Genomic DNA, 23,070 nt, shown 5'->3' on the forward strand with positions numbered 1-23,070 from the left:
TCGTCTCTGATCAGCGGGAGAAAAGCCTGCCGAAGAGCGTACGGGACGGCTCGGCGGACGCCGTTGCGGTGCCGCTATATTCCGACATGCGCCGTACGACGACGAGCTGGCGGATTTCGCCGCGCTGGTAGGCGGCGAGGAAGCGGCGATAATCCTTGAAAGAAACGCAGCCGTTCGAATCGCCAGCCTTGCCAAGCATGTAGGTATGCGCAAGCAGGCCGACGCGGTTATAGACCGCGCCCTGGCCACCGACAGGCGTCAGGCGGATCGCCTGCACGCCATGGAACAGGCTTTCGCGCAGGGTCAGGGCGTAGGTGTGCGGCGGGGTCGGGCCGCGGTTCTTCTGGTTCACGAAGCGTGGGTTGTCGCGCATGTTGCCGAGACCGGAGTGAGCCTCCAGCCGGGCGCCGCTCGGCAGATAGACCATGCCGGCCTCGATATCGTAGATGGCGGTGCCATTTGCAGCACGCTGAACCGTCGTCGGCTTCCGGACGCTCGGCATATCGCTGTTGTCGTCGTCATCTTCCGTGCGAGCATAGGCAAGCGCCTGCTCCGGCGCGTTTCGCGTGCGGCCGGGGGGTGCTGCGTCCCGCAGGGCATCGTCCGGGCGGGCCATCGGCAAGGGGACGGCGCTATCCGGATTGGAAAGAACCAGGCCGAAGGCCTTTTCCGCTGAGTCGGCACCGGTCGAATTGCTATCGTCGCCGGCGTCGTCCGAAGTGTCGAGGCTTGCCATCATGACGCTATCGGCATCGTCCGGCCGTGCGGTCGGGATTGGCGGGGCGATGGTGGCAAAGCCGTCATCCGGCTCTGCGCTTGCCAGCACTTGGCTCTGCAGCTGCGCCAGAGTCGGTCCGGTGTCCGCCGCCGGGGTGGTTGACATGGGGGTAGCCGCCACGGGGGCAGATGGGGCCGCAGAGGCAACGACAACGTCGTCCTTCACCCTTGTCGGGGCGGTGATGTCAGTGGTTGTTTGATGGGGATGATTGAGGGAGGCGACTGCGATTGATGGCTTTGGTTCGAGTGCGGCGGTGTCTCTGGATGGTGACGCCGCGGCATTGGCCATCGCGAGACGCATGATCAATTGCCTGCGCACCGCGTCCGGCATTGCGTGAGCGCCATTGGCAGCCTGCTGGGCCGGCGCTGCCGCCGGCGGCTGGATGCGGGCCATGCGGATGGCGGCAACGGAGCGGGACGCAGCCGCATAGGCTTCGATCACACGCTTTTGCTCTGCCTTCGACGGTGTCGAAAGAGCGGCCATCTGCAGTCGCTGCAAGGGATCGGCAAGCGCCACGGATTTCGGGCCAAGCGAATTTTCTACGATCTGGGCGGAACCAACTGACATCACCATCGTTTGCATGGTGAAAACGGTGGCTACCACCCACGCGAAACCGACAGTCGCCGCTCCCATAAGAGCGGTGCTGAGCATGATGCTGCGAGACTTTGGGCTTCGAAGCGAAAATCCGCCAAACGGATTTACGTCACTGAATGACTCGGTCGCAAACGCCATAATACACGTCTTCCAAACTGATTACGCAGGCCGAGGGCTTTTACCGACACACTGCTCCCGGACCGGCATAGCGGCGATGAGCGTTTTTGAAATGCTCATCGTGACATGCCAGTTCTTGAACAATGGAGAATTATGGTAACTATTTCCTTTACGCCGCCGGCTTTAATTTCAGAAGTGAGGAATATTAGACCCTGAGAATTTAAGGGTGTTTTTTTCGCTCATGTGTGTCCCTTTTGCATCGTATCGAGACTTTTTTGTGTTGGGATTAAGCCAGTCATAAGGCGTAAGTGCTAAATTAGCTACTTCTTTCTGGCGAATGCCGAGCCCCTGTGAATTCTGCTAGGCTGCCAGCGGCTCCGATCCGACGAGGGAGAATCCGATGTCTCTGACAAAAGATGAGGCGGCCACGGGCGAGGTTTCTCCCGCTCTGGCCATTGAAGCCATGTTTGCGTTTCGCAGCACTGCTGCCATCAAAGCCGCAATCGAACTCGATGTCTTCACCGCCATTGGTGCCGGAGATGCGACGGTCAAATCGCTCGCCGCAACAGTCGGTGCTTCAGAGCGAGGATTGCGCATCCTTTGTGATTTCCTGGTCGTGGAAGGCTTTTTGCTCAAACAGGAGGATCGGTACCTGGCGACGCCATCCACCCGCATGTTCCTCGATCGGCAATCGCCGGCCTATATGGGGGCGGCGGTCGATTTCGTTGCCGCGCCCGAGATGGCGGAGTTGTTCCTCAACGATCCCTCGTCCTATGTCCGCAACGGCGGAGCCGTCGGCCTTGCCAATGTTTCACCGGACAATCCAGTCTGGATCAGGTTCGCGCGGGCGATGGGTGCCTTTACCGGCAGCAGCGCGGAAAGCCTTGCCGCCGAGGTCGCGACATGGCCGCAGCCGCCGAGAAAAGTGCTCGATATTGCCGCAGGCCCAGGCCGTTTCGGCATAGAGATCGCAAGAACCATACCGTCGGCAAAGATTGTTGCAGTCGATTGGCAGTCGGTCCTTGCGCTTAGCGAACAAAATGCTCAGGAGGCGGGTGTTGCCGAGCGATACCAATCCCTTGCCGGAAGTGCGTTCGATGTCGACTGGGGCGGGGATTATGACCTCATATTGCTTCCAAACTTCCTGCACCATTTTGACGCAGATACTTGCGTTGGACTGCTGAAAAAGGTGCGCAGCAGCCTCGGCTCCGGCGGGAGGGTTGTCGGCGTCGAGTTCGTGCCGAACGAAGACCGCATCAGCCCACCATTCGAGGCGGAATTTTCCTTCGAAATGCTGGCGACCACGCCCGCGGGAGACGCCTATACGAAGAAGGAATTGGACGAGATGGCGAGACGGGCGGGTTTTCGCGGCGTCACGACGAAGCCGCTTTCACCATCGCCTGCGAGCCTCGTCTTCTTCGAATGATCGCGGCACCATAGGGCAAATGCCACAAAGCCAAATTCGCTGGGGAGCTTGGTCATGGCTGATCGAAAGCAAAGTCTGAGGATGCCTGCATCTTTGGTTCGCCCGCGACGTCTGCGAGCATTGGTCTTCGCGATCACGGGCCTCGGGCTGTCGCTGGCGCCGGGATTTACCCAGAGATCCCTTGCACAGCAGGTTCCCGTAACCGCGGTCGACATTGCGCTCGAACCCGACGCGACCATGCTTCAGCACGCAGCGGACGCCAATGCTCGTCTGCTCAAATCTTTCCCGAAGGGCTTTTCTCTTGATGAGACGCACCATCCCCACATCACGATGCTGCAGCAATTCGTCCGCACGGACGATCTCGACAAGGTATTTGCGGCGGCAGACGCGGTTCTGGCCAAGGAGAAGCCTGCCGGATGGACGCTGAAGGCATTCAAGTATTACTACATCCCAGCTCCGCCTGTCGGCCTTGCGGGAATTGTCGTCCAACCGACCGACGACCTGCGCCGGCTGCAAGCTGAGCTTATCACTGCCGTCAAACCTTATACCGTAAAGACCGGCACTCCGGCGGCTTTCTTCAGCGACGCGGATGGTCGCGACATTCAGAAATCCCTGATCAACTATGTCGCCAATTTCGTCACGGACGCGGCCGGCAAGCGTTTCAATCCCCACGTGACTATCGGCGTTGGAACGGAAGCCTATTTGAACAAGATGCTGGCAGAGCCATTCCCTTCGTTTACGTTTTCAGCGACGGGTGCGTCGGTCTATCAGCTGGGCACATTTGGCACGGCCCGAAAGAAGCTCCATGATTTTACACTGACGCCCTGAGGCTGGATCGGGTAGGGCGAATGGCAACTCGCGATCGATCACAGGCCTGATGCCTTTCGCGGACAGCCGGTAACGTCCTTGGGGTGCGTCGGAACGTTTGAGCCTTTCTTGCGTTGAAATGGTCTTGTAACCGGGGGAACGTCATGTTGCGATCAAACATCAAATACGTCATTCCAGCCTTTGTAATTGCAGCGACTTTAATCGAAGCCGCTCCAGTCATGGCGGCGGATATGGTTACCTATGTCGAGCCCCACAAATCCCACGTCTCGCGGGTTTATCAACCCCGCGTCGTTCGCACCGCATATCGGGTGAGGCCGACGACTTGCAGCGAGAGGATCGTGGAATATCGCGCTCCTTATGTGCCACATACCCAAGTCTTCCGGGTTTGCAGCCGCTACCAATTTTGACGGATGTGATCTTTCGATCTGGCGCCTGAGCGGGATCGGGGCGGTTCACCCTTGACTTCGCCTTGCCGAAAGCCGACTTCGGGCATGATCAAGGATCTGCCCGCGACGGAAGGTTTGCCGCAGTGCCCCAGAAAATCCTCACCGTTTCGACCCGTGGCCAGGGCCTCTACGAGTTTACCGGCGAGGTCGCCGATTTCCTGCGGAGTGCCGGCGCAGGCGAGGGGCTGCTGACCGTCTTCGTGCGGCACACATCCTGTTCGCTGCTGATCCAGGAGAATGCCGATCCGGATGTGAAGACGGATCTCAACGCCTTCTTCCGCCGGCTCGTGCCGCCATCCTCTGATCCCTCGATGCGCTGGATCGTGCACACGACCGAAGGGCCGGACGATATGCCGGCGCACATCAAGGCTGCGCTGACGCAGGTTTCGGTCGGCATTCCGGTCATCGGCGGGCGGCTCGCCCTCGGCACATGGCAGGGCATCTATCTCTTCGAGCATCGCGATCAGCCGCATCGGCGCGAGGTCGTGCTTCATTTCGGCGGATGAAGCGTTAGTCCCCAGTGAGCCGTTAATCGATTTGAATGCCGGCTGAACACGCGGTTCGCGCCCGGTTCAGTTTCGGTGGCCTATCTTTTCCTCAATCCCGCAAGAAACGGGCCCGCAGGAAACGGGATCCGATCAGAACCGAAGCAATCAAGAGGAAATCCCATGAGCAGTCTCTTTGCCAAGGCCGGTATCGCAGCGCTGATCGCGCTTGGCGCAGTCCCCGCTGCCTCGACGGCATCCGCCGGCGATCTGTCGATGAAGGTCCGCGAGGTTCGCTACGATCCCCACGCCGCTCGCACATGCTCGCCCGTGCTTGCCGTGCAGAAGGCCCGCTATGATGGCATGCGCTATGCGCACATTGCCGATATGACGGCACGCCGCGTCGTCGTCGAGGGTCGCAACCATCGTGGTCCGGACCGTATCGTGTTCGCCAATGTTCCCGGTTGCCCGCGCTGGCATCGTGGTGAATTCCATGTTCAGTAAAGCCATCCTAAAGAAAGGAAGGGCTTTATTATCGCTGGCGCAAGTTTTAACTGAACGACTCGTGAACGGCCGATTCTGAATCCGTTCAGAATAGACCACTATCCTTCCGGTCATCGCCTGTGATGCGGCGGACCAAGATGAAGCGTTTTGTTTCGAGGAGAAGAACATGAAGGAAATTCTGGCAAAGGCAGGGATCGCGACGGCGATTGCCGTCGCCGCCCTTTCGGGCGCGGTGACCAGCGCCAGCGCGCAAGGCGTCGACATCTACGTCGGCCCCGGCTATCATCGTCCGCCACCGCCGGATTACTACCGCCCGCCACCGCCGCCTCCGGGCTATGGCTACGGTCGTCCGCGTGGCTGCGATCCGCGACAGGCTGAAGACATCGCTCGCGATTATGGCTTGCGCCGTGCCCGCGTTGCCGACATCACGCCTCGCCGCGTCATCGTCAACGGCTTTGGCCGTCGGGGTCCTGATACGATGGTATTTGCCAATGTGCGCGGCTGCCCGTTGATGGGCCGTTGATCCCCGGCGTTGAAGATCGGGCTGTCTCTCAGCCGAGAGCATCCCTGTAAACAAACCGCCCCGGCGATCCCGATGGATCAGCCGGGGCGGTTTTTCTTTGCCCGCTTCTTTGGGCCGGCAGCGACGCCTTACTGGTCGATGGCGTAGGTGACGTTGACCGTCACGTCATAGGTATTCTCGCCGCCCTGGACCGGAACGGCGGGGGCGGCAGCATCCTTCATCATTGCGGCGCGGAAAACGGGCTGCGGGGCAGGGCGGATGGAATTCTCGCTGATCTCGATGACGCGGCCGAGCTTGACGCCGGCTGCATCGGTCAGCGTCTTCGCCTTGGCAAGAGCATCGGCCACCGCATCCTTGCGCGCCGCGGTCAGCGCCTCCTCCGGCTTGTCATTGGTGAACTGGATGTCTCCGCCCTGGTTGATGCCGAGGGTGACGGACTGGTCAATGATGGAGCCGAGCTTGGAAAGATCACGAATGCGCACCGAGAGCGAATTGGTCGCCTGGTAACCCACAAGCTCAGGCGGCTGAGGCTGGCCCTTGTTATTGTTGGGATAGTTGTATTGCGGCTGGATCGAGAAGCGCGATGTCTGAAGATCGCGCTCGGCAATGCCGGCATCCTTCAGCGTCGCGAGGACTGCACCCATGGCCTTGCTGTTCTCGTCAAGCGCATCACGCGCGGTCTTGGACTGCTTGACGACGGCAAGCGTGACGATCGCCATATCGGGTGCGATCGAGGAATGTCCTTCCCCCGTCACCATGACCACCGCCTCGCGCGGCTTCGCCTCCTGCGCAAGCGCGCCTGCGGCGGCAAGCGGCAAAAGGGCTGCGGCCAGAAGCGTCGAAAAGGCAAAATCTCTGGTTTTCCTCAGAGGCATGGTTCGTTCCTTGATTGATGTTCCGGGGCACAGGCTTTTTGCGGATTGATTGTGAAGGTATTGCGGCAGTCCCTTGTGAGCGAAAGAGAATTGCGTTAGAGGCAAGGCAGCCCCGGGGAACCATTGTCCCGGCGCGATGCGCTGTATCCTTCGCGCAGGGCCTGTAGCTCAATGGTTAGAGCCGGCGGCTCATAACCGCTTGGTTGGGGGTTCGAGTCCCTCCGGGCCCACCATCTTCGCCTCCTGTTATTGAGCAGTAAAGCTCATTGATCACTCGCTCGCCGTGTTGAGAATTGCTAATCGGTATTCCTCCGTGCGCTCTACCGACGAAGCTCGGTGCAGGATCACAGATCCCCGCCCTCAACTTGCCATCGGCTCGGCGCGGCCGATCTCTTCGATGTGGCTTTGCAGGACGTGCCGTTCGATCGACGTAATGGGGAGATTGACGAACAGGGAAATTCTGTTCTTGAGATATCGCGCGGCCTGCGCGAAGGCGCGGGCCTTTTCCAGGTCCAGGCCTTCGACGGCCTTGGGGTCCTCGATCCCCCAATGGGCGGTCGCGGGATGTCCGGGCCATACGGGACAGGCTTCACCGGCGGCGTTGTCGCAGACGGTGAAGATGAAATCCATGTGCGGCGCGTCGGGTTCTCCATAGACGTCCCAGCTCTTGGAGCTCAAGCCGGCGGACGGATAGCCGAGCGCTTCAAGGGTTTTGATTGCCCAAGGGTTGACGGCGCCGCTCGGTTGGCTTCCAGCCGAAAACGCCCGGAAGCGGCCCTTGCCGTCGATATTCAGAATGGATTCCGCCATGATCGACCGGGCCGAATTGGCGGTGCATAGAAAGAGAACGTTGAATATTTTGTCACTCATCGATGTCCTCCCAACAATTGTAAAGTGACGGCGTGGATGATCGGTTGGCAGAGTCCCGGCGAGCCCTGATGCCGCACGAACAAGACCCGCTACGATCTTCTCGGCGGTGACGCTCTCTCCGCCCGCCGTCGCAACCAACCAGAACCTCTCCGGGGTGTCCCGATCGGGCGCCTGATGGCAGCGAGAGCCGTTTTTTTATCCGTATCCAGATCTGTTATCTTTATATCGCGTTCACGTCCTGCTGACCACGGGGAGTGGACGGAAGTTCGACCTTGCAGGCTGTTCTGCCGGGCGCTTTGCCCGGCAAGCGGGTAGATATTCAACCTGCAGGCCCGGACGCGCGGAAATGCCCGCGCGATTTTGGAGCAGCCGGCAGAAGCGATGCGAGAAAAGGGATATTCGGGCGCTTGACATTTCGCCGGCAAAGTAGCTCAGAATAGAAGTTGCCGATTGAGGGGTCCTGTTTTCTCGAAAGCCTTGGAACCAGATCACTGCGGTGCGCATTTCGCTCATTCGTACAAAACGAAAAAGAGAGAGCCATGCCGATGCAGAACAGCTCAACGATACCCACGCCCGACGAGCATGTCGTAACAGCAAAAGAAGCTCTGGAACCGCTTTACATGAGGCTAGAGCAAGAGGCCGAGATGAAGCTGCTTGCGGCAGCCATGCGCGCAGGCTGGTCCGCCGACGAGGCAATGTCGGCCATCGACGAGCTGCGGCGCGAAGAATTACGGACCTCGGCCGGTCGAAGCCACTAGGGCTGCGGGCGCGTTCTGCCGAGGGCTGTGCAGCTTCCGAAATGGCGTGCCATTGGGCTGGAAAAGGGTTGGTCCGTCTTATCAAAGGCTGGGCCATATCGGGGCCAGAATATTCCGACCGCCTCAAACTGCTGACCTTGGCGTCACATACATCTTCAACAGTATTGAAGGTGTATTGTTTCAGTGCGCCTCGTGGTCGTGCAGTGCGCCCAGCAATTGGTCCTGGGTCTGATGGCCGGCATTGTAGAGATCGATGGCGATGCTTGCGGCAAACAGGCCTTCCTGGCTGTGAAGCCGGACGCTGCGTTCCGCGCACCAGGCATAAAGCGCGCCGGCAAGTACATCGACATCATCGGGATAGAACTGCGAGTTGGCCATCATCGACATTCGCGACACCTTGGGATTTGCGGGGGCAGGGGTTCAGGAGCGGATTTCTCCAGACTGATTTTATTCCTGAAATTTGCAAGGTCGTTCAAATGGCGGCGTTAATGACGATCAAACCTTAAACGGGGCATGCTTCAATTCGGCACAGTTAAGATTTACGATCGGGGAAAGAGCGATTATCGCGGCGTCTGGTCCGGTGCATGAGGTGCTGGATTGGCTGATAAGCTCGGCTTCTCGCCGGCCGGATGCACAAATAAAACCAATGCGAGGATGACGGCCACAGCCACCATCCCCGCGAGAATAAATTTTGGTCTCGACCACATCATTGGTGGATAGGATGCGATGCCTCTATCGCTGCTTCTATGAGTTCTTCCGCAAAGCAGATTGCGGATATCGAGTCTTCCTTGTCGAGCTTGAGCTCGCTGCATTTGTCGCGCATTGCCTTGCGGATTTCCGCAAGCAGGCTGGCATCGACAACCTCGTCGCCTTCATCGAGTGCATGGGTCAAGGCCGATTGCGCAACGACTTCAAGCACCGCCATGCGGCCCTCGATCTCGCCCATGGTTGGAATGGCATTCCTTGCGCCGTCGCGCTGGCAGTCACGATTCGTGGTGAGCATCTGACGCGTCTCCTTGTGCTGGGCAAGAAACGCGCAAAGCGCCAAAAAGTTCGCTCTCGGACGATCACAATTTGATCACAGCGGCCGTTATTTCGGAGGGCAGACGTTGCTCTGTTCCAGCACGTCTGCGCAGTTCGGAGAGCGCCGGAAATCGTCGTAATACATGGTCCAGTCGGTGGTGTCGGCTGCGCGATAGGGACCGAACTTGAAATACTGGTTCTTGCCGAGACCCTTGTCGGCATGGCCGATATGTCCCTTGACGGTGACAATCCATTTGTTGTTCGCGAAGATTTCAATTCGGCCTGTCCCATCGGGTCCAGGCTGGGTGTAGATCGCGAAATCGATCCAGCCGGAATCCGGGGTCGGCAGCTTGTTGCCGTGCTCGGTAATGGTGATCGCGTCGGTGCAATTCTTGAACTCGGCGCCATCCTCCTTTGACCAATTGGCGTCGGTGGCGACAAGCGCGCGCATCTGGTTTGTGTCCGGGCGATACCAGACCGGCGCCTCTGTGCCGCCGCAGGATTTCGTCTCGCCATTGCCGCTTCCGGTCGGCGGCGCGACATAGTTCGTTTCGACGGTGGCGAAGAGCTTGCCGTTGTTGAGGCGGAGCGCAAGAAAGGGGCTGAAGTCGCCCTGCGCCTCCGGGCCGATTTCACGTTTCCACTGCGCGATGAGATAGCGATGATCGCCCGATGGGATGGGATCTCCAAACTTGACGGCGAAGCCGTACCAGACGCCCTGATCATAGGGGACCCGGTGGCTTGTGCGTTCCCAGATTTCTGCGCGTTCGCTGCAATTCTGTTCGGATGAGGTACACAGGGGCTTCACGCTCAGCTTCAGTGCCCCGCCACCATTGCGGGTCACCGCTGACTGAAATTCGTAGCTGCCGGCTTCCTGCTCGGTATTGTCCCGATAGTAGAGATGGCCCTGCGGGGAAAAGTCCTTACCGTCGAATCCATCACGCAACACTTCCTGGCCGGGATTTTCAGCATAAGCAGTGGCTACGCTGGAAAACGCAGTCAAAATTGCGCACATGACGATCTTCACTTTCATTGGGAAGGATTCTCCGGCGGGATTTCAGTGCGCTATCAATGACCTGAACCGCATCGGCGGGCAAGGGGCGGGTATTCGTCGCATCGGCTGGACTTGTCGTTATTGCCGACAGATTTTCTGACAGGGCCGACTACCGGAAGTCGCAGCCGTTGCTTAACCGCCTGTTAGGTCCTTTTCGGCTCAAATCGACACATCGAGGGCTTGTCGTGGATTTCAGCGCCCCGGACATGATTGTCCGCTTCCCGCGGCATATTTCATCACTTCCCACTTTGGGCCATGAGAGAGGCCGGCCGGGGGATGCAGTTTCAGGATCGTAGGCAACCAGTCATCCGCAGTCTGGTTCGTTCAATACGGTTCCGCGAGCGGGGATCCATTGGCAGATGACTTGAGTGGAGAGCGCCTGAAGATCGTCATTCTGACATCGCACGTGTTCTTGCGAGGATATCGCAAGGCGTCCATTCACTTCGTCGCACGCAAGTGGGCGGAGCAGGGACATAAGGTCCATTTCGTTACGATCGGACATAGCTGGCTGACGCGTCTGAAGGACCGTCCGCGATTTAATGCCTTGTCGAAGGTACAGGCGAACCGTTTCGAGACAGTAGAGCCAAATCTTGATGCCGGGGCCTATCTTCCGCCGCTGCATGCGTTTAGCTCGAACAACAGGGTGCTGAATCGGGTGAACGAGGTCGCCTTCCGCGTCTACGGCAGTTATCTGCCGGATTTTGCCCGCAAGGCCGTCGCAACGGCCGATCTCGTCGTCATCGAAAGCGGTTCGGCGCTCAGCTTTTTCAACTATGTTCGCAAGCTCAATCCTCGTGCCAGGACGCTCTATTTCTGTCGTGATCTCTTAAGAAGCGTCGGTGCGGCGCCCATCCTGCAGAAAATGCAGGAAGAGGCGATCCCGCGCTTCGATGTCATCTGCGTGCCGTCGCAGCGTCTTGGTGCTTTGTTGCCGACTGGTGGCCGCATTCGCGTCATCCCGCAGGGTGTGGATACGGCACTGTTCGATCGTCGCTATGCTTCGCCCTACAAGCCCGGCAGCCGAAATGCCATTTCGGTCGGCAACATGCTTTTCGACCAGCTGGCTGTCGACCAGATGGTGGCTGCGGCGCCCGAAATGACCTTCCATATCTTTGGGGCGACATGGCGCGGGGCGCCGTCGCCGAATATCGTCGTCTATGGCGAGCGGGATTTCGAAAGCATCGTGCCCTATATCCGTCATGCGGATATCGGCCTTGCGCCCTACCGACTGACGGCCGATGAGGTCTATCTTGCGGAATCGAGCCTCAAGCTCTCGCAGTATAGCTATTGCCGTCTGCCGATCCTGCTGCCCGATCTCATTCCATTCAAGCGCGCCAACGGCATTCCCTATCGCCTCGATGGCGAAACCGGCTGGCGGCAGAAGATCGATGCGGCGCTGGCTATGCCGCGTTTGCCTGAATTCAGCGAAGGAATTCTGACTTGGGGCGATGTAGCCAAACAGACGTTGCGGGCTGCATTCGATCAGGCTTGATTCCTTGGCACGGCTCAGGAGGGTGCAAGAAAGCCGAGCAGTCCATTGACCAGGGGCCGTGACGGCCCGGGTAATTTGCCTCCGAGGCTTTCCATCAGCATCTCTCCATCAGCTGCCTCGATGAGGCCCAGCAGGCGCACTGCAAGCGCATAGACGACGGCACCGGCAGGGATCGCAACGATGATGGCAGCAGGACCGTCGAGGAGATAGACGGCGGTTCCCGCGGCTGCCGCACACAGGGCGGCGGCCAGGACGTTCCTGGCAAGGGCTCCCACGGGAACAGCAACGCCGACATGCCTTCGAGCCGTCAGCGCCAGCAGGATAAATGTGAGCGTGGTGATCGCGGCGCGGGAGGCCGCCGCGCCTTCGAGGCCGGCAAGTGGCACCGAAAGGGATAATAGCAAGACTGTTAGGATGCCGCTGATTACTTGCACGCGCAGCAGAAGCCAGCTGCGACCGGCAGCGCCGACCACGCCCCAGGGGATGACCGAGAGGCCTGCAATCCAGACAAAGGCCAGGAGCGTTGCAGCTGCGGGTACGGCAGGCAGAAAGGCATCACCAAAGATCAGCGGCAGCAGGTCGGGCATGATGGCGGCGCCGCCGAAACTGACCGGTAGCATGACGAGCGCGACCATGCGGATGACCCGCGAATAGGCATTCTGCAGAGCCTTCTGGTCGCCTTTGGCATGGGCGTCGGAGAAGCTGACGATCAGGGCGGGTGAGATCTGCAGCATGACCTGCTCGATCAGACCCGCAAGGCCGAGGCCGACGGCGAAATAGCCGATGCCTGTCGCCGAGAAGAAGAAACCGAGGAAGAGGAATTCGACGCGCGAGAGGACCAGGATTTCGATGAGGTCACTCAGCCACATATAGCGGCCATAGGTTCGCATTTCCGGTGTCAGCGCGTGGGAGGAAGCAGGGATGCTCCGGTCGAGGTAATGGCCGAGCCGGAGCGCCTGCGGCAGATACCTTGCGACATAGCCGAAGAGAGCGCCGGTTGGGCCGAGAAGCCATGCGCCGACAAGAACCAGCGGAACCTGCAGTGCGCTGCCGATGGCCGTGCTATTCGCCGTCTGGCCAAAACGGTTCCGGCTGCGCGCAACCGCCGTCGAGAAGGCGGAAACGGCATAGCTGAGAAAGAGAATGGCGGTTACGACCCAGAACCAGGCATGGCGTGCGTCGCGATAGGCATAGGTCATCGCCGCATAGACGAGGATTGCAGCGCAAACCATCAGGAGCGAGATCGTGAATGCCCGCAATGCGGCGCGCACCAGCGACTTCCAGGCGCTGCCGGTGCCCGACAGTGCGCCGGCGTTTCGCAACAGTGTCTGTGGCAGGCCCATGTCGGCGATCGCTGCTGCCGAGGTTGCGACCCACAACGCGTAGGCCACCTTGCCGGAGCCGGCAGGGCCAAGCAGACGTGCTGCGATGATGTTGCTCGCAAAGCCCGCGATAAGCGAGATGATCGTTGCTGCAAGGCTGATCAGGGAGCTTTTGAGTAGGTTCGACATGGGCCAATCATGATAGTGCTTCCATAACCTTGTGTTAAAGGAGCATTGGTATTCCTCGCAAAACAGGAGTGGCTAAGCGACCTTGACCGATAATATTGGCGATCGAGATACTTTCCTCATTCCCGGATACTTGCAGAAGAGTATCGGCGAGCGGGCGCTTAATCTCGTCTGGCGGCTGATTTCGCCTTTGCCGGATCGAGCCTACTGCAATCTCAAATACTTCACGATCCGCGGCAAGTTTCCCAATCTCAAGTCGCCGCAGACGTTCACCGACAAGATGCAGGTGCGCAAGCTCTACGATCGCAATCCGCTTTTCCCGCGCTTCGTCGACAAGGCCGGTGCCAAGGAACTGATCGCGGAGCGGGTCGGCAGCCAGCATGTCATTCCCACGCAATGGGTGGGGACCGATCTTACCGATGTCGACTGGTCGGCGATCACGCTGCCGGCGGTCGTCAAGCCGACGCATGCGAGCGGTGTCGGCCGCTTTCTCTACAGCGATGCCGATATCCGGAAGTTATTGAAGGAAAATCCCTCGTCGCAATGGCGCGCCATCGACCATGCATCCTACAATCGCGAGTGGGCCTATAGCGGGCTGGAGCGGCGCATCATCATCGAGACGATGCTTCTCGCCGATGGTCGCGTTCCCTGGGACTACCGGCTGTTCACCTTTGGCGGCAAGGTTTCCCATATCGAGATCGACATTCGCGAGGGCGGGCAGGGCTATTCCTGCAACTACACGACCGAATGGAAGAAGCTGCCTTTCTACGATCCGGACTATCTCGGGCTCTACCCCGGCGAAGTGCCCCGGCCGGCGCGGCTGGAGGAGATGATCCGCATTGCCGAGACGATTGCCCATGATATCGATTTCGTCCGGGTCGATCTCTACGCTTCCGCCGACTGGGTCTATGTCGGAGAACTCACCTTCTACCCCGGTGGTGGCTTCGAGGCATTCGAGCCGGCAGAATACGATTCGCTGCTGGGGCAGAAATGGCAGCTCGGCTTCGATCTGCCGGCCAGACCCTAGAGCACTTCCGCTTTCTTCGAATCACCGAAGCGCTCTATCCCTTTGATTTGACGCAATTCCGAACGCAAAACCACGTCACACTTTTGCTGGAATTGCTCCAGAAGGCCGTAGACAAATCGGCGCATAGGCGCTTGATAGGGTCGACTAGGATATTTTGGAGGAGAATTTCACCGATGACGATCGACCACGATCTGAGCCGCATTGCGGTGCAGGAGGAAACACTGCGTTTCGACGCGTTCGACCTTTCAACCGCCTGGGTGCTCGGCAAGCTGCTGCATGACCTTGCGAGCGAGCGCAATCTTGGCGTGGCGATCGATGTTACTTTCCACTCCATGCCGGTCTTCTACATCGCTTTGCCGGGATCGACGCCCGACAATGCCCAGTGGATCAGGCGCAAGCGGAACATGGTGCTGCGCTATTTCCGCAGCAGCTATGCGAGCGGCCTGATGCTCGAGAAAGCCGGCAAGAGGGTCGAAGACAATGGTTTGCCGCCGACCGACTACGCCTCGCATGGCGGCAGCTTCCCGATCAATGTGAATGGGACGGGTTGCGTGGGGGCCGTTACGGTTTCCGGTCTGCCCCAGCGTGACGACCACAATCTCGTCGTGGAGGCTCTTGCGCTAATGCTCGGGCACGAGCTTCACAATCTCGCGCTTTCGGAGGGCTGAGCGCCTTGGCGAGGGCGGGCGCCCTCGTCTCCGCCGTCATGCTCGGGCCTGCCCCGAGCATCTGCAACGGATGATTTGGTTGCAACATGGCAGATCCTCGGGACAAGCCCGAGGATGACGAATGGTGAGACTCAAACCCTGCCGCTGGCTTCCCGAATGACCTTCGTCAGGCTGCCGGTTGCCGGGAAGAGCGGGATCAGGCAGGCCTGGAGTGCGTGGTAGATATCGCCCTTGCCTGGGAAGATTGTGTGGGCGGGCTTCAGGTCTTCCGTCAGTTCCTCGTGCCAGCCGCCATTCTTGTGATCGAGGAAATTCCGGCCGATGACGCCCCAGATCTTGCGGTAGCTTGCCTCGTGGAAATCGCTCGGATCATTCTCGTTGAGGAAGTGCGCCGCGCCCGCGCCCTCACAGGCCGGCCACCACAGCTTCTCGCGCTTTGCGGGGGTGTCGTTCCAGTCAAGCGTATAGAAGAAGCCGCCCTTGTCATTGTCCCAGCCCAGTGACATGGATTGTGCGAATAGAGCGCGCGCCGCATCCGGCATCCAGTCGTGGCGCTTGCCGCCGAGTGCCCAGAGCTGCAGCGTCAGCCGCGCCCATTCGAGCCAATGGCCCGGCGTCGTGCCTGACGGGCGGAACATCTCGTTGCCGCGATAATTCTTGTCGAGCACCCACTGTGCGTTGAAGTGCTCTGCGACGCGCCAATCGACCGAACCGGCGGAACGGCGGATGATGAGATCGGCGATGCTTTCGGCCTTGGTCAGATATTCCTTGTCGCCCGTCGCTTCAAAGGCCGCCATCAGAGCTTCAGTCAGATGCATGTTGGAGTTCTGGCCGCGATAAGTGCCGCCGTCGATCGGCGACCAATCTTGATTATATTCTTCCTTGATCGCACCGTGTTCGGCTTCCCAGAACTTCGTGTTCAGGATCTCGGTGACGTCGGCGATCATTCCATCGGCGAGTGGATGGCCGACTGTTTTGGCGGAGGAGGCGGCGAGCAGCACGAAGGCATGGCCATAGCCCTGCTTGCTCGAATCGACCTGGCCGTCATTGTTGCGCGACCAGCAATAGCCGCCGAACTTTTCATCGCGATGCCGGTTCCAGAGATAGGTCATGCCGTGATCGACGATTTCGTCGGCGCCGGGACGACCGAGCAGCGAGCCGACGGCGAAGCAGTGGATCATGCGGGCGGTGAGGTGGACGCTGCGAAGCGGATTGACGGCATCGAGCGGGTTGCCGACATCGTCCATGTCGTGAAAGCCACCCGTGGCGTTGACGCCGTTATACTGGAAGAAGTCGAAAAGTCCGTTCGCCTGATCGAGAAGCCAGCGGCGATGGTAGTCGCGCGTGGTCCAGTTTCCGAGTTTTGGCGATTCTGCTTCGAGATTCATGCTCATCCTCCGACTCCCTCCATAGGTTTGTTGCCATTTCTATATAGAGCGCCCGGTGGGATGTCACGGTCACGAAGGGGCTTGTGATCGATAGATCGATGCATAGATATGTTGACATAAAGATATCTTTATGTGATTTGATTGCGAAGTCGCAATCAGGCTAAAGGAGTCCGCTCGTGTTCAATGATCTTTTTGGTTCGGAAGCGACGAAACGAGATGGCAACGAAGTCTTCGCGGCGCTGAGGAAAGCGGCGAGCGAGCGCATTCTCGTTCTCGACGGCGCCATGGGCACGCAGATCCAGGGGCTCGGCTTCGACGAGGATCATTTCCTCGGCGACCGCTTCATCGGCTGTGCCTGCCACCAGAAGGGCAATAACGACCTGCTGATCCTCTCGCAGCCCAATGCGATCGAGGAAATCCACTACAAGTACCTGAAGGCCGGCGCCGATATCATCGAGACCAACACCTTTTCCTCTACGCGCATCGCGCAGGCCGACTATCAGATGGAAGGCGAGGTCTATGCGCTGAACAAGGAAGGCGCCGAAGTCGCGCGCCGCGCCGCTGTTCGCGCCGAGCGTGAGGACGGCAAGCGTCGGTTCGTTGCCGGCGCCATCGGGCCGACCAACCGGACGGCTTCAATTTCCCCTGACGTCAACAATCCAGGTTACCGGGCGGTCACATTCGACGATCTACGCATTGCCTATGGCGAGCAGATCGACGGCCTGATCGACGGCGGAGCCGACATCATCCTGATCGAGACGATCTTCGATACGCTGAATGCCAAGGCCGCGATCTTTGCCTGCGAGGAGCGTTTCGTGGCAAAGGGCGTTCGTCTTCCCGTGATGATCTCGGGCACGATCACCGACCTTTCCGGCCGCACGCTTTCCGGCCAGACTCCATCCGCATTCTGGAATGCCGTGCGCCATGCCAATCCATTCACGATCGGCCTCAACTGTGCGCTCGGCGCCAACGCTATGCGTCCGCACCTGCAGGAGCTTTCGGGCGCTGCTGATACTTTCGTCTGCGCCTATCCGAATGCCGGCCTGCCGAACGAATTCGGCCAGTATGATGAAACGCCTGAAATGATGGCAGCACAGGTCGAGGGCTTTGCCCGCGATGGCCTGGTCAATATTGTCGGCGGCTGCTGCGGTTCGACGCCTGAGCATATTGCCGCCATTGCCGCTGCAGTTTCGAAGTACAAGCCGCGCGAGTTGCCGGCACATCGGCCTTTCATGTCGCTTTCGGGTCTGGAACCCTTTGAGCTGACCAAGGAGATTCCCTTCGTCAATGTCGGCGAGCGCACCAATGTCACCGGTTCGGCACGCTTCCGCAAGCTGATCACCAATGCCGACTATACCGCGGCTCTCGCCGTCGCCCGCGACCAGGTCGAGAACGGTGCGCAGGTCATCGACATCAACATGGACGAAGGCCTGATCGACTCCGAAAAGGCGATGGTCGAGTTCCTGAACCTGATCGCGGCAGAGCCGGATATTGCCCGCGTGCCCGTCATGATCGACTCGTCGAAATTTTCCATCATCGAGGCCGGTCTGAAATGCGTTCAGGGCAAGCCGATCGTCAATTCGATCTCGCTGAAGGAAGGCGAGGAGAATTTCCTCAAGCAGGCCCGGCTGCTGCACGCTTATGGCGCTGCCGTCGTCGTCATGGCCTTCGACGAGACGGGCCAAGCTGACACCTATCAGCGCAAGGTCGATATCTGCACGCGCGCCTACAAGATTCTGACGGAGCAAGCCGGCATCGCGCCCGAGGACATCATCTTCGATCCGAACATCTTTGCGGTCGCGACCGGCATCGAAGAGCATAACAATTACGGCGTCGACTTCATCGAGGCGACCCGGACGATCCGGCAGACCATGCCGCTCGTCCATATTTCCGGCGGCGTCTCAAACCTTTCCTTCTCCTTCCGCGGCAACGAGACCGTGCGCGAGGCGATGCATGCCGTGTTCCTCTATCACGCCATCCAGGCGGGCATGGACATGGGCATCGTCAACGCCGGCCAGCTTGCCGTCTACGACAATATCGATGCCGAACTGCGCGAGGCCTGCGAGGACGTTGTGCTGAACCGCCGATCCGACGCGACCGAGCGACTGCTCGAAGTCGCCGAACGCTTCCGCGGCGCGGGGGGCCGGGAAGCAAAGGTGCAGGATCTGGCATGGCGCGAATGGTCGGTCGAGAAGCGGCTGGGGCATGCGCTGGTCAATGGCATCACCGACTATATCGAGGCCGATACCGAAGAAGCCCGTCAGCAAGCGGAGCGCCCGCTGCATGTCATTGAGGGGCCGCTGATGGCCGGCATGAACGTCGTCGGTGATCTCTTCGGCTCCGGCAAGATGTTCCTGCCGCAGGTGGTCAAGTCGGCGCGCGTCATGAAGCAGGCGGTCGCCGTGCTGCTGCCCTTCATGGAAGAGGAGAAGCGCCTGAATGGCGGCGACGAACGGAAATCCGCTGGCAAGGTGCTGATGGCGACCGTCAAGGGCGATGTCCATGATATCGGCAAGAACATTGTCGGTGTCGTGCTCGCCTGCAACAACTACGAGATCATCGATCTCGGCGTCATGGTGCCGGCGACGAAGATCCTCGAAACCGCTGTAAAGGAGAAGGTCGATATCATCGGCCTGTCCGGCCTGATCACGCCGTCGCTCGACGAAATGGTGCATGTCGCCTCCGAAATGGAGCGGCAGGGTTTTGATATCCCACTCCTGATCGGCGGCGCGACGACCAGTCGCGTCCACACGGCGGTCAAGATCAATCCGCGCTACGAAAAGGGCCAAACGGTTTACGTCACCGACGCGTCCCGCGCCGTCGGCGTCGTGTCGGCGCTGCTGTCGCCTGATGCCAAGCAGGGCTATGTCGAAACCGTCCGGGCCGAATATACCAAGGTCGCGACCGCCCATGCGAAAAGCGAAGCGGAGAAGGTACGCCTGCCGCTCGCCAGCGCCCGTGAGAATGCGGTCAAGATCGACTGGTCGGCTTACAAGCCCAAGGCTCCGGAATTTTTCGGCACCAAGGTCTTCGACGATTACGATCTGGCGGAACTCGCGAAATATATCGACTGGACGCCGTTCTTCCAGACCTGGGAGCTGAAGGGCCGGTTCCCGGCCATTCTCGAGGACGAGAAGCAGGGAGAGGCGGCGCGTCAGCTCTATGCCGACGCTCAGGCCATGCTCGAAAAAATCATTACGGAAAAATGGTTCCGCCCTCGTGCGGTTATCGGCTTCTGGCCCGCAGGTGCGGTCGGCGACGATATCAGGCTTTTCACGGACGAAAGCCGTTCCGCCGAACTCGCCACCTTCTATACGCTGCGTCAGCAGATCGCCAAGCGCGAGGACCGGCCGAACGTGGCGCTGTCGGATTTCGTCGCTCCAGTCGCAAGCGGGGTGAAGGATTATGTCGGCGGTTTCGTCGTGACCTCGGGCATTGAGGAAATCGCCATCGCCGAGCGCTTCGAGCGGGCAAACGACGACTATTCCTCGATCCTCGTCAAGGCGCTTTCCGATCGCTTTGCCGAAGCGCTGGCAGAGCGCATGCACGAGCGCGTGCGCCGCGAGTTCTGGGGCTATGCCAGGGACGAGCACCTCTCGAACGAGGAACTGGTGTCGGAAGCCTATGCCGGCATTCGCCCGGCCCCCGGTTATCCGGCCCAGCCCGATCACACTGAAAAGGCAACGCTGTTCCGCCTGCTCGATGCCGAGGCAGCGACCGGCGTAAAGCTGACGGAAAGCTATGCAATGTGGCCGGGCTCTTCGGTGTCCGGCATCTATATTGGCCACCCCGACGCCTATTACTTCGGCGTTGCCAAGGTGGAGCGCGACCAAGTGCTGGATTATGCCGAGCGCAAGAGCATGCCGGTCGAAGAGGTCGAGCGCTGGCTGGGCCCGGTGCTGAACTATGTGCCGACAAGGACTGCTGCGGCGGTGGAGGATGCGGCTTAGGGGGCGGGGCATTTTCCCAAATCCAGGGGCGGCATATTTAGATGCAATGCGGCTGGGAGATTGATTCATCTTGCGGCCGTAAGCATTTGATCGAGAATCGAAATCGACGTCTGAGACAATTTGCACAGTGAGCAGATAGAAATAAACGCCCCTTCATTATATATATATAGCTAAGTTAGCCAAGGAGCTGTCGATGCAATTTACCGTTCACGCCGCAAAAACAAATCTGTCGAAACTCATCGATGCTGCGCTGTCCGGCGAAGAGGTTATCATTGCCAAGGGCAGCAAGCCTGTCGTGAAAATCGTTCCCATTGAACAGGCCTCGTTTAGGATCGGCATCCTCAAAGGTAAGCTTACCGGAGAGGGGCCCGATTTCTTCGAGCCTATGCGTGAAGATGAACTTGGGCTTTGGGAAGGCGCCGAGTGAGTTCATTCCTACTGGACACACATGCCTGGGCATGGTCGCTAACGGGCGATGCGCGTCTTTCGCCGAGAGCGGTTGAACTCATCGAGGGGGCTGAGAATGTTTTCGTCAGCCCAATCAGCCTGTTTGAAATCGGTCAGAAAGTGCGCATCGGCAAGTGGCCGGAGATGGCGCCCTTCGTTGACAGGTTGCCCGGGCTGCTTCAGGAGCAGGGCGGACGAATAGCTGCGATGACACCCGAAATATGTCTTGGCGCGTCGATGCTGACCTGGAACCATCGCGATCCTTTCGACCGGTTTCTCGCGGCTACAGCAATCGAAAATCGGATTGCGATCATCTCGGCAGACTTGGTTTTCGACGGTCTTGCCGATCATGATGGTTGGATTGCCCGGCTTTGGTGACCTCAGCTCGGCCCAATCGTCAACTCGGCGACAAAGTCATAGGCATCGCCGCGATATAACGAGCGGGTGAATTCCACCGCGCGGCCGGAGCCGAGATAGGAGATACGCTCAATCGAAAGGCCTGCGGCGCCGACCGGTACGCCGAGCAGCCCGGCGTCGGCTTCCTTCATGTTCGTTGCGGAAATCCGCTGGACGGCACGAACCGGGCGGACCTGGCGGCGCTCCAGTTCGGCATAGAGCGAACTGGTGACGGTCGACGGGTCAGGCAGGAATTCGCCGGAAACGCTGGCGTGTTCGATGGCGAGCGGCTGGTCGTCGGCGATTCGCAGGCGGCTGAGGCGGGAGACCTTTGTGTCCGCCGCCAGTCCGAGAATCATCATTTCATCGGGCGAGGGGGTGTGGATGCCCTTGTGCAGCCATTCGGAGCGGGCCTTCATGCCGCGCCGCGCCATGTCTTCCGTGAACGAGGTCAGCTGCGAAAGCCGTTGCTCCACTTTCGACACTGGCTTGGTCACGAAGGTGCCGGAGCCGTGGCGGCGAACAAGGACGCCTTCGGCGACGAGGTCATCGATGGCTTTGCGCACGGTCACGCGGCTCACGGCGGCGTATTCTGCGATATCGCGTTCCGGTGGCAGCGCATCGCCGTGCTTCAGCGTTCCGGCCTTGACCGCGTCTTCCAGCGTTCGCCGCAGCTTGACGTAGAGCGGGCCGGTGCCACCAGCGAGGAGGCGCTCAGGAGAAAATATGTGGGTGAGGTCTTCGGTCATGCCCGGACCCCTTCTTCTCTGGCGAGATCGACCGCAAAGGCGACGGCGCCCTGCAAGGCGTCGCCCTTCGGCTCCGCCATCAGGGTCTGATGGCTGGTGGCGAGCCGCGACCTGTAGGCGCCGGCGAGACCGCCGAGAAGGCAGATCGCGCGGCACTCCGGCCAGAGCAGCGACTGGATCGTATCATCGATATCGCGCGCCGCCTTGCTGACAATGGCAAGCGCAACGGGATCGTTGCGTTCGGCATGGCCGAAGACGAGTGGGGCGTAGCGGGCGAAATCCTTGGGCTTCGATATGTGGGCGAATTCCACCACCTTTTGTGGATCGTTGCCAAATTCGGCCATTACCAGTGTCGTGACGGGTGTGGCGGGGTAAACACCGTCATGGGAGAGGAGGGCGGCTTCAAGCAGGTCGCGTCCGAGGCGTGCGCCGCTTGCCTGATCGCCGACCACGAAGCCCCATCCGCCGATCTCGGTCACCTTGCCATCACGCCGCGCGCTGTAGACCGAGCCGGTGCCGAAAGCGCCGACGACACCGTCACCATCACCAAGGGCGCCCTGTAGCGCGATCAGCGAATCCGTGACGACGCGGCTTCTGGCGAAGGGAAGGGATGCCTGGATGCAGGCGCCATAGGGGCCGACATTGGCGCCCGCGACGCCCAGCACGACGCTTGCCTTGTCGATGTCGGATACGGGCAATCCGGCGCCCTGAAATGCTGCCTTGGCGGACTCGACGATATTGGCAAGGGCTCCTTCCGGATCAGACATGATGTTGGCGGCGCCGGCCTTGCCGGTGCCGAGAATATTGCCCGTTCTGTCTGCCACAGCGGCACGGCAGCTTGTCCCGCCGCCGTCGATGCCGATCGCAAACCCTGTCATCTGACCCTCCGGATGCCGTCAGTTCCCTTTTTTCTTTACAATACCAAAAAAATACCATTTACCAAGAGGTAGGCCCTGGCTTTATTTTTGCAGTTATCATACTGTTTTTGCTGATGAAAATTTTTAAAGACGATTTTCTGGCGCCAAAAAGTTAAATTCGGCTGGACAATTGGTATTTTTTTGGCCTTAATTCTTCCCAAGGGAACAGTGCAGGCAAGCATCGGCGGAACCGGCAAAAAATAGCCGGAAGGCCCTCGAAAAGATGGTGGACCTAGCCGTTGTCAGG

22 protein-coding genes and 1 tRNA gene are annotated in these 23,070 nt (G+C 59.6%); 13 read left to right on the top strand and 10 right to left on the bottom strand.

Translation table 11 applies throughout. The features are described from left to right. Window positions 1–10 precede the first annotated feature (10 nt). On the bottom strand, window positions 11–1,345 hold the full coding sequence (locus EV561_RS08035; protein ID WP_245512615.1) for a DUF2778 domain-containing protein: 1,335 nt from the start codon (window positions 1,343–1,345) through the stop codon (window positions 11–13). A 544-nt stretch (window positions 1,346–1,889) separates the two neighbouring features. Between EV561_RS08035 and EV561_RS08040 the strand changes: the two genes are divergently transcribed. From EV561_RS08040 to EV561_RS08060, 5 genes are all read left to right on the top strand, one after another. After that, window positions 1,890–2,915 (top strand): methyltransferase, encoded by a 1,026-nt coding sequence (locus tag EV561_RS08040; protein ID WP_132519647.1) that lies wholly within the window; start codon window positions 1,890–1,892, stop codon window positions 2,913–2,915. Between the two features lie 54 nt (window positions 2,916–2,969). Continuing rightward, window positions 2,970–3,743 (top strand): 2'-5' RNA ligase family protein, encoded by a 774-nt coding sequence (locus EV561_RS08045; protein WP_245512616.1) that lies wholly within the window; start codon window positions 2,970–2,972, stop codon window positions 3,741–3,743. A 529-nt stretch (window positions 3,744–4,272) separates the two neighbouring features. After that, window positions 4,273–4,695, top strand: a complete 423-nt coding sequence (locus EV561_RS08050) for a secondary thiamine-phosphate synthase enzyme YjbQ (RefSeq protein ID WP_132519650.1) — start codon at window positions 4,273–4,275, stop codon at window positions 4,693–4,695. Between the two features lie 162 nt (window positions 4,696–4,857). Beyond that, the gene (locus EV561_RS08055) at window positions 4,858–5,178 is read left to right on the top strand and encodes a hypothetical protein (RefSeq protein WP_132519653.1); all 321 of its coding nucleotides are present in this window, start codon (window positions 4,858–4,860) and stop codon (window positions 5,176–5,178) included. Window positions 5,179–5,344: 166 nt separating this feature from the next. Beyond that, the gene (locus EV561_RS08060) at window positions 5,345–5,701 is read left to right on the top strand and encodes a hypothetical protein (protein WP_132519656.1); all 357 of its coding nucleotides are present in this window, start codon (window positions 5,345–5,347) and stop codon (window positions 5,699–5,701) included. Between the two features lie 128 nt (window positions 5,702–5,829). On the opposite strand, the gene EV561_RS08065 is transcribed toward EV561_RS08060, so the two are convergent. Continuing rightward, on the bottom strand, window positions 5,830–6,576 hold the full coding sequence (locus tag EV561_RS08065; protein WP_132519659.1) for an SIMPL domain-containing protein: 747 nt from the start codon (window positions 6,574–6,576) through the stop codon (window positions 5,830–5,832). Between the two features lie 157 nt (window positions 6,577–6,733). Here EV561_RS08065 and EV561_RS08070 point away from each other — a divergent pair. Then, window positions 6,734–6,809, top strand: a tRNA-Ile gene (locus tag EV561_RS08070). 127 nt (window positions 6,810–6,936) lie between these two features. On the opposite strand, the gene EV561_RS08075 is transcribed toward EV561_RS08070, so the two are convergent. Then, window positions 6,937–7,446, bottom strand: a complete 510-nt coding sequence (locus EV561_RS08075; RefSeq protein ID WP_132519662.1) for an arsenate reductase ArsC — start codon at window positions 7,444–7,446, stop codon at window positions 6,937–6,939. Window positions 7,447–7,985: 539 nt separating this feature from the next. On the opposite strand from EV561_RS08075, the gene EV561_RS08080 reads away from it, so the two are divergent. Next, window positions 7,986–8,204, top strand: a complete 219-nt coding sequence (locus EV561_RS08080) for a hypothetical protein (RefSeq protein ID WP_132519665.1) — start codon at window positions 7,986–7,988, stop codon at window positions 8,202–8,204. 180 nt (window positions 8,205–8,384) lie between these two features. On the opposite strand, the gene EV561_RS08085 is transcribed toward EV561_RS08080, so the two are convergent. The 3 genes from EV561_RS08085 to EV561_RS08095 all read right to left on the bottom strand — a co-directional run bounded on the left by EV561_RS08085 (window position 8,385) and on the right by EV561_RS08095 (window position 10,242). Next, window positions 8,385–8,591 (bottom strand): hypothetical protein, encoded by a 207-nt coding sequence (locus tag EV561_RS08085; protein ID WP_132519668.1) that lies wholly within the window; start codon window positions 8,589–8,591, stop codon window positions 8,385–8,387. A gap of 319 nt (window positions 8,592–8,910) precedes the next feature. Further along, window positions 8,911–9,207 (bottom strand): hypothetical protein, encoded by a 297-nt coding sequence (locus EV561_RS08090; RefSeq protein ID WP_132519671.1) that lies wholly within the window; start codon window positions 9,205–9,207, stop codon window positions 8,911–8,913. A gap of 87 nt (window positions 9,208–9,294) precedes the next feature. Beyond that, the gene (locus tag EV561_RS08095) at window positions 9,295–10,242 is read right to left on the bottom strand and encodes a polysaccharide lyase (RefSeq protein ID WP_245512629.1); all 948 of its coding nucleotides are present in this window, start codon (window positions 10,240–10,242) and stop codon (window positions 9,295–9,297) included. 391 nt (window positions 10,243–10,633) lie between these two features. Between EV561_RS08095 and EV561_RS08100 the strand changes: the two genes are divergently transcribed. Beyond that, window positions 10,634–11,773: a polysaccharide biosynthesis protein GumK gene (locus EV561_RS08100; protein ID WP_245512617.1), complete on the top strand. Its 1,140-nt coding sequence runs from the start codon at window positions 10,634–10,636 to the stop codon at window positions 11,771–11,773. 14 nt (window positions 11,774–11,787) lie between these two features. Here EV561_RS08100 and EV561_RS08105 read toward each other — a convergent pair whose 3' ends face one another. Further along, window positions 11,788–13,284 carry an oligosaccharide flippase family protein gene (locus EV561_RS08105; RefSeq protein WP_132519677.1) on the bottom strand — a complete coding sequence of 499 codons (1,497 nt, stop codon included), beginning with the start codon at window positions 13,282–13,284 and terminating at the stop codon, window positions 11,788–11,790. Window positions 13,285–13,366: 82 nt separating this feature from the next. Between EV561_RS08105 and EV561_RS08110 the strand changes: the two genes are divergently transcribed. Beyond that, window positions 13,367–14,308, top strand: coding sequence for an ATP-grasp fold amidoligase family protein (locus EV561_RS08110; protein WP_132519680.1), 942 nt, complete (start codon window positions 13,367–13,369; stop codon window positions 14,306–14,308). 173 nt (window positions 14,309–14,481) lie between these two features. Beyond that, window positions 14,482–14,976, top strand: a complete 495-nt coding sequence (locus EV561_RS08115; protein ID WP_132519683.1) for a heme-degrading domain-containing protein — start codon at window positions 14,482–14,484, stop codon at window positions 14,974–14,976. A 131-nt stretch (window positions 14,977–15,107) separates the two neighbouring features. Here the strand turns inward: EV561_RS08115 and EV561_RS08120 are convergent, their stop codons facing one another. Continuing rightward, window positions 15,108–16,364, bottom strand: a complete 1,257-nt coding sequence (locus EV561_RS08120) for an AGE family epimerase/isomerase (protein ID WP_132519686.1) — start codon at window positions 16,362–16,364, stop codon at window positions 15,108–15,110. Window positions 16,365–16,540: 176 nt separating this feature from the next. Between EV561_RS08120 and metH the strand changes: the two genes are divergently transcribed. From metH to EV561_RS08135, 3 genes are all read left to right on the top strand, one after another. Beyond that, window positions 16,541–20,314, top strand: coding sequence for a methionine synthase (gene metH, locus EV561_RS08125; protein WP_132519689.1), 3,774 nt, complete (start codon window positions 16,541–16,543; stop codon window positions 20,312–20,314). Window positions 20,315–20,507: 193 nt separating this feature from the next. Further along, window positions 20,508–20,741 (top strand): type II toxin-antitoxin system prevent-host-death family antitoxin, encoded by a 234-nt coding sequence (locus EV561_RS08130; protein ID WP_132519692.1) that lies wholly within the window; start codon window positions 20,508–20,510, stop codon window positions 20,739–20,741. Then, on the top strand, window positions 20,738–21,139 hold the full coding sequence (locus EV561_RS08135) for a type II toxin-antitoxin system VapC family toxin (RefSeq protein ID WP_132519695.1): 402 nt from the start codon (window positions 20,738–20,740) through the stop codon (window positions 21,137–21,139). The genes EV561_RS08130 and EV561_RS08135 overlap by 4 nt, the downstream gene beginning before the upstream one ends. Window positions 21,140–21,141: 2 nt before the next feature. Here EV561_RS08135 and EV561_RS08140 read toward each other — a convergent pair whose 3' ends face one another. Continuing rightward, window positions 21,142–21,906: a GntR family transcriptional regulator gene (locus EV561_RS08140; RefSeq protein ID WP_132519698.1), complete on the bottom strand. Its 765-nt coding sequence runs from the start codon at window positions 21,904–21,906 to the stop codon at window positions 21,142–21,144. Beyond that, a complete protein-coding gene (locus EV561_RS08145; protein ID WP_132519701.1) occupies window positions 21,903–22,784 on the bottom strand; it encodes an N-acetylglucosamine kinase in 882 nt (293 codons plus the stop codon). Before EV561_RS08145 ends, EV561_RS08140 begins: the two co-directional genes overlap by 4 nt. Between the last annotated feature and the right edge of the window lie 286 nt (window positions 22,785–23,070).

Origin of the sequence: Rhizobium sp. BK376, assembly GCF_004341625.1 — a bacterium.
Lineage (GTDB): Bacteria > Pseudomonadota > Alphaproteobacteria > Rhizobiales > Rhizobiaceae > Rhizobium.

Excerpts from the sequence above, each read along its gene's own strand:
- EV561_RS08145 (WP_132519701.1), bottom strand. The coding sequence starts at position 22,784 with ATGACAGGGTTTGCGATCGGCATCGACGGCGGCGGGACAAGCTGCCGT.
- EV561_RS08055 (WP_132519653.1), top strand. The coding sequence starts at position 4,858 with ATGAGCAGTCTCTTTGCCAAGGCCGGTATCGCAGCGCTGATCGCGCTT.
- EV561_RS08080 (WP_132519665.1), top strand. The coding sequence starts at position 7,986 with ATGCCGATGCAGAACAGCTCAACGATACCCACGCCCGACGAGCATGTC.
- EV561_RS08060 (WP_132519656.1), top strand. The coding sequence starts at position 5,345 with ATGAAGGAAATTCTGGCAAAGGCAGGGATCGCGACGGCGATTGCCGTC.
- EV561_RS08040 (WP_132519647.1), top strand. The coding sequence starts at position 1,890 with ATGTCTCTGACAAAAGATGAGGCGGCCACGGGCGAGGTTTCTCCCGCT.
- EV561_RS08120 (WP_132519686.1), bottom strand. The coding sequence starts at position 16,364 with ATGAATCTCGAAGCAGAATCGCCAAAACTCGGAAACTGGACCACGCGC.
- EV561_RS08105 (WP_132519677.1), bottom strand. The coding sequence starts at position 13,284 with ATGTCGAACCTACTCAAAAGCTCCCTGATCAGCCTTGCAGCAACGATC.
- EV561_RS08075 (WP_132519662.1), bottom strand. The coding sequence starts at position 7,446 with ATGAGTGACAAAATATTCAACGTTCTCTTTCTATGCACCGCCAATTCG.
- EV561_RS08115 (WP_132519683.1), top strand. The coding sequence starts at position 14,482 with ATGACGATCGACCACGATCTGAGCCGCATTGCGGTGCAGGAGGAAACA.
- EV561_RS08095 (WP_245512629.1), bottom strand. The coding sequence starts at position 10,242 with ATGTGCGCAATTTTGACTGCGTTTTCCAGCGTAGCCACTGCTTATGCT.
- EV561_RS08065 (WP_132519659.1), bottom strand. The coding sequence starts at position 6,576 with ATGCCTCTGAGGAAAACCAGAGATTTTGCCTTTTCGACGCTTCTGGCC.
- EV561_RS08130 (WP_132519692.1), top strand. The coding sequence starts at position 20,508 with ATGCAATTTACCGTTCACGCCGCAAAAACAAATCTGTCGAAACTCATC.
- EV561_RS08035 (WP_245512615.1), bottom strand. The coding sequence starts at position 1,345 with ATGTCAGTTGGTTCCGCCCAGATCGTAGAAAATTCGCTTGGCCCGAAA.
- EV561_RS08045 (WP_245512616.1), top strand. The coding sequence starts at position 2,970 with ATGGCTGATCGAAAGCAAAGTCTGAGGATGCCTGCATCTTTGGTTCGC.
- EV561_RS08090 (WP_132519671.1), bottom strand. The coding sequence starts at position 9,207 with ATGCTCACCACGAATCGTGACTGCCAGCGCGACGGCGCAAGGAATGCC.
- EV561_RS08085 (WP_132519668.1), bottom strand. The coding sequence starts at position 8,591 with ATGTCGATGATGGCCAACTCGCAGTTCTATCCCGATGATGTCGATGTA.
- EV561_RS08140 (WP_132519698.1), bottom strand. The coding sequence starts at position 21,906 with ATGACCGAAGACCTCACCCACATATTTTCTCCTGAGCGCCTCCTCGCT.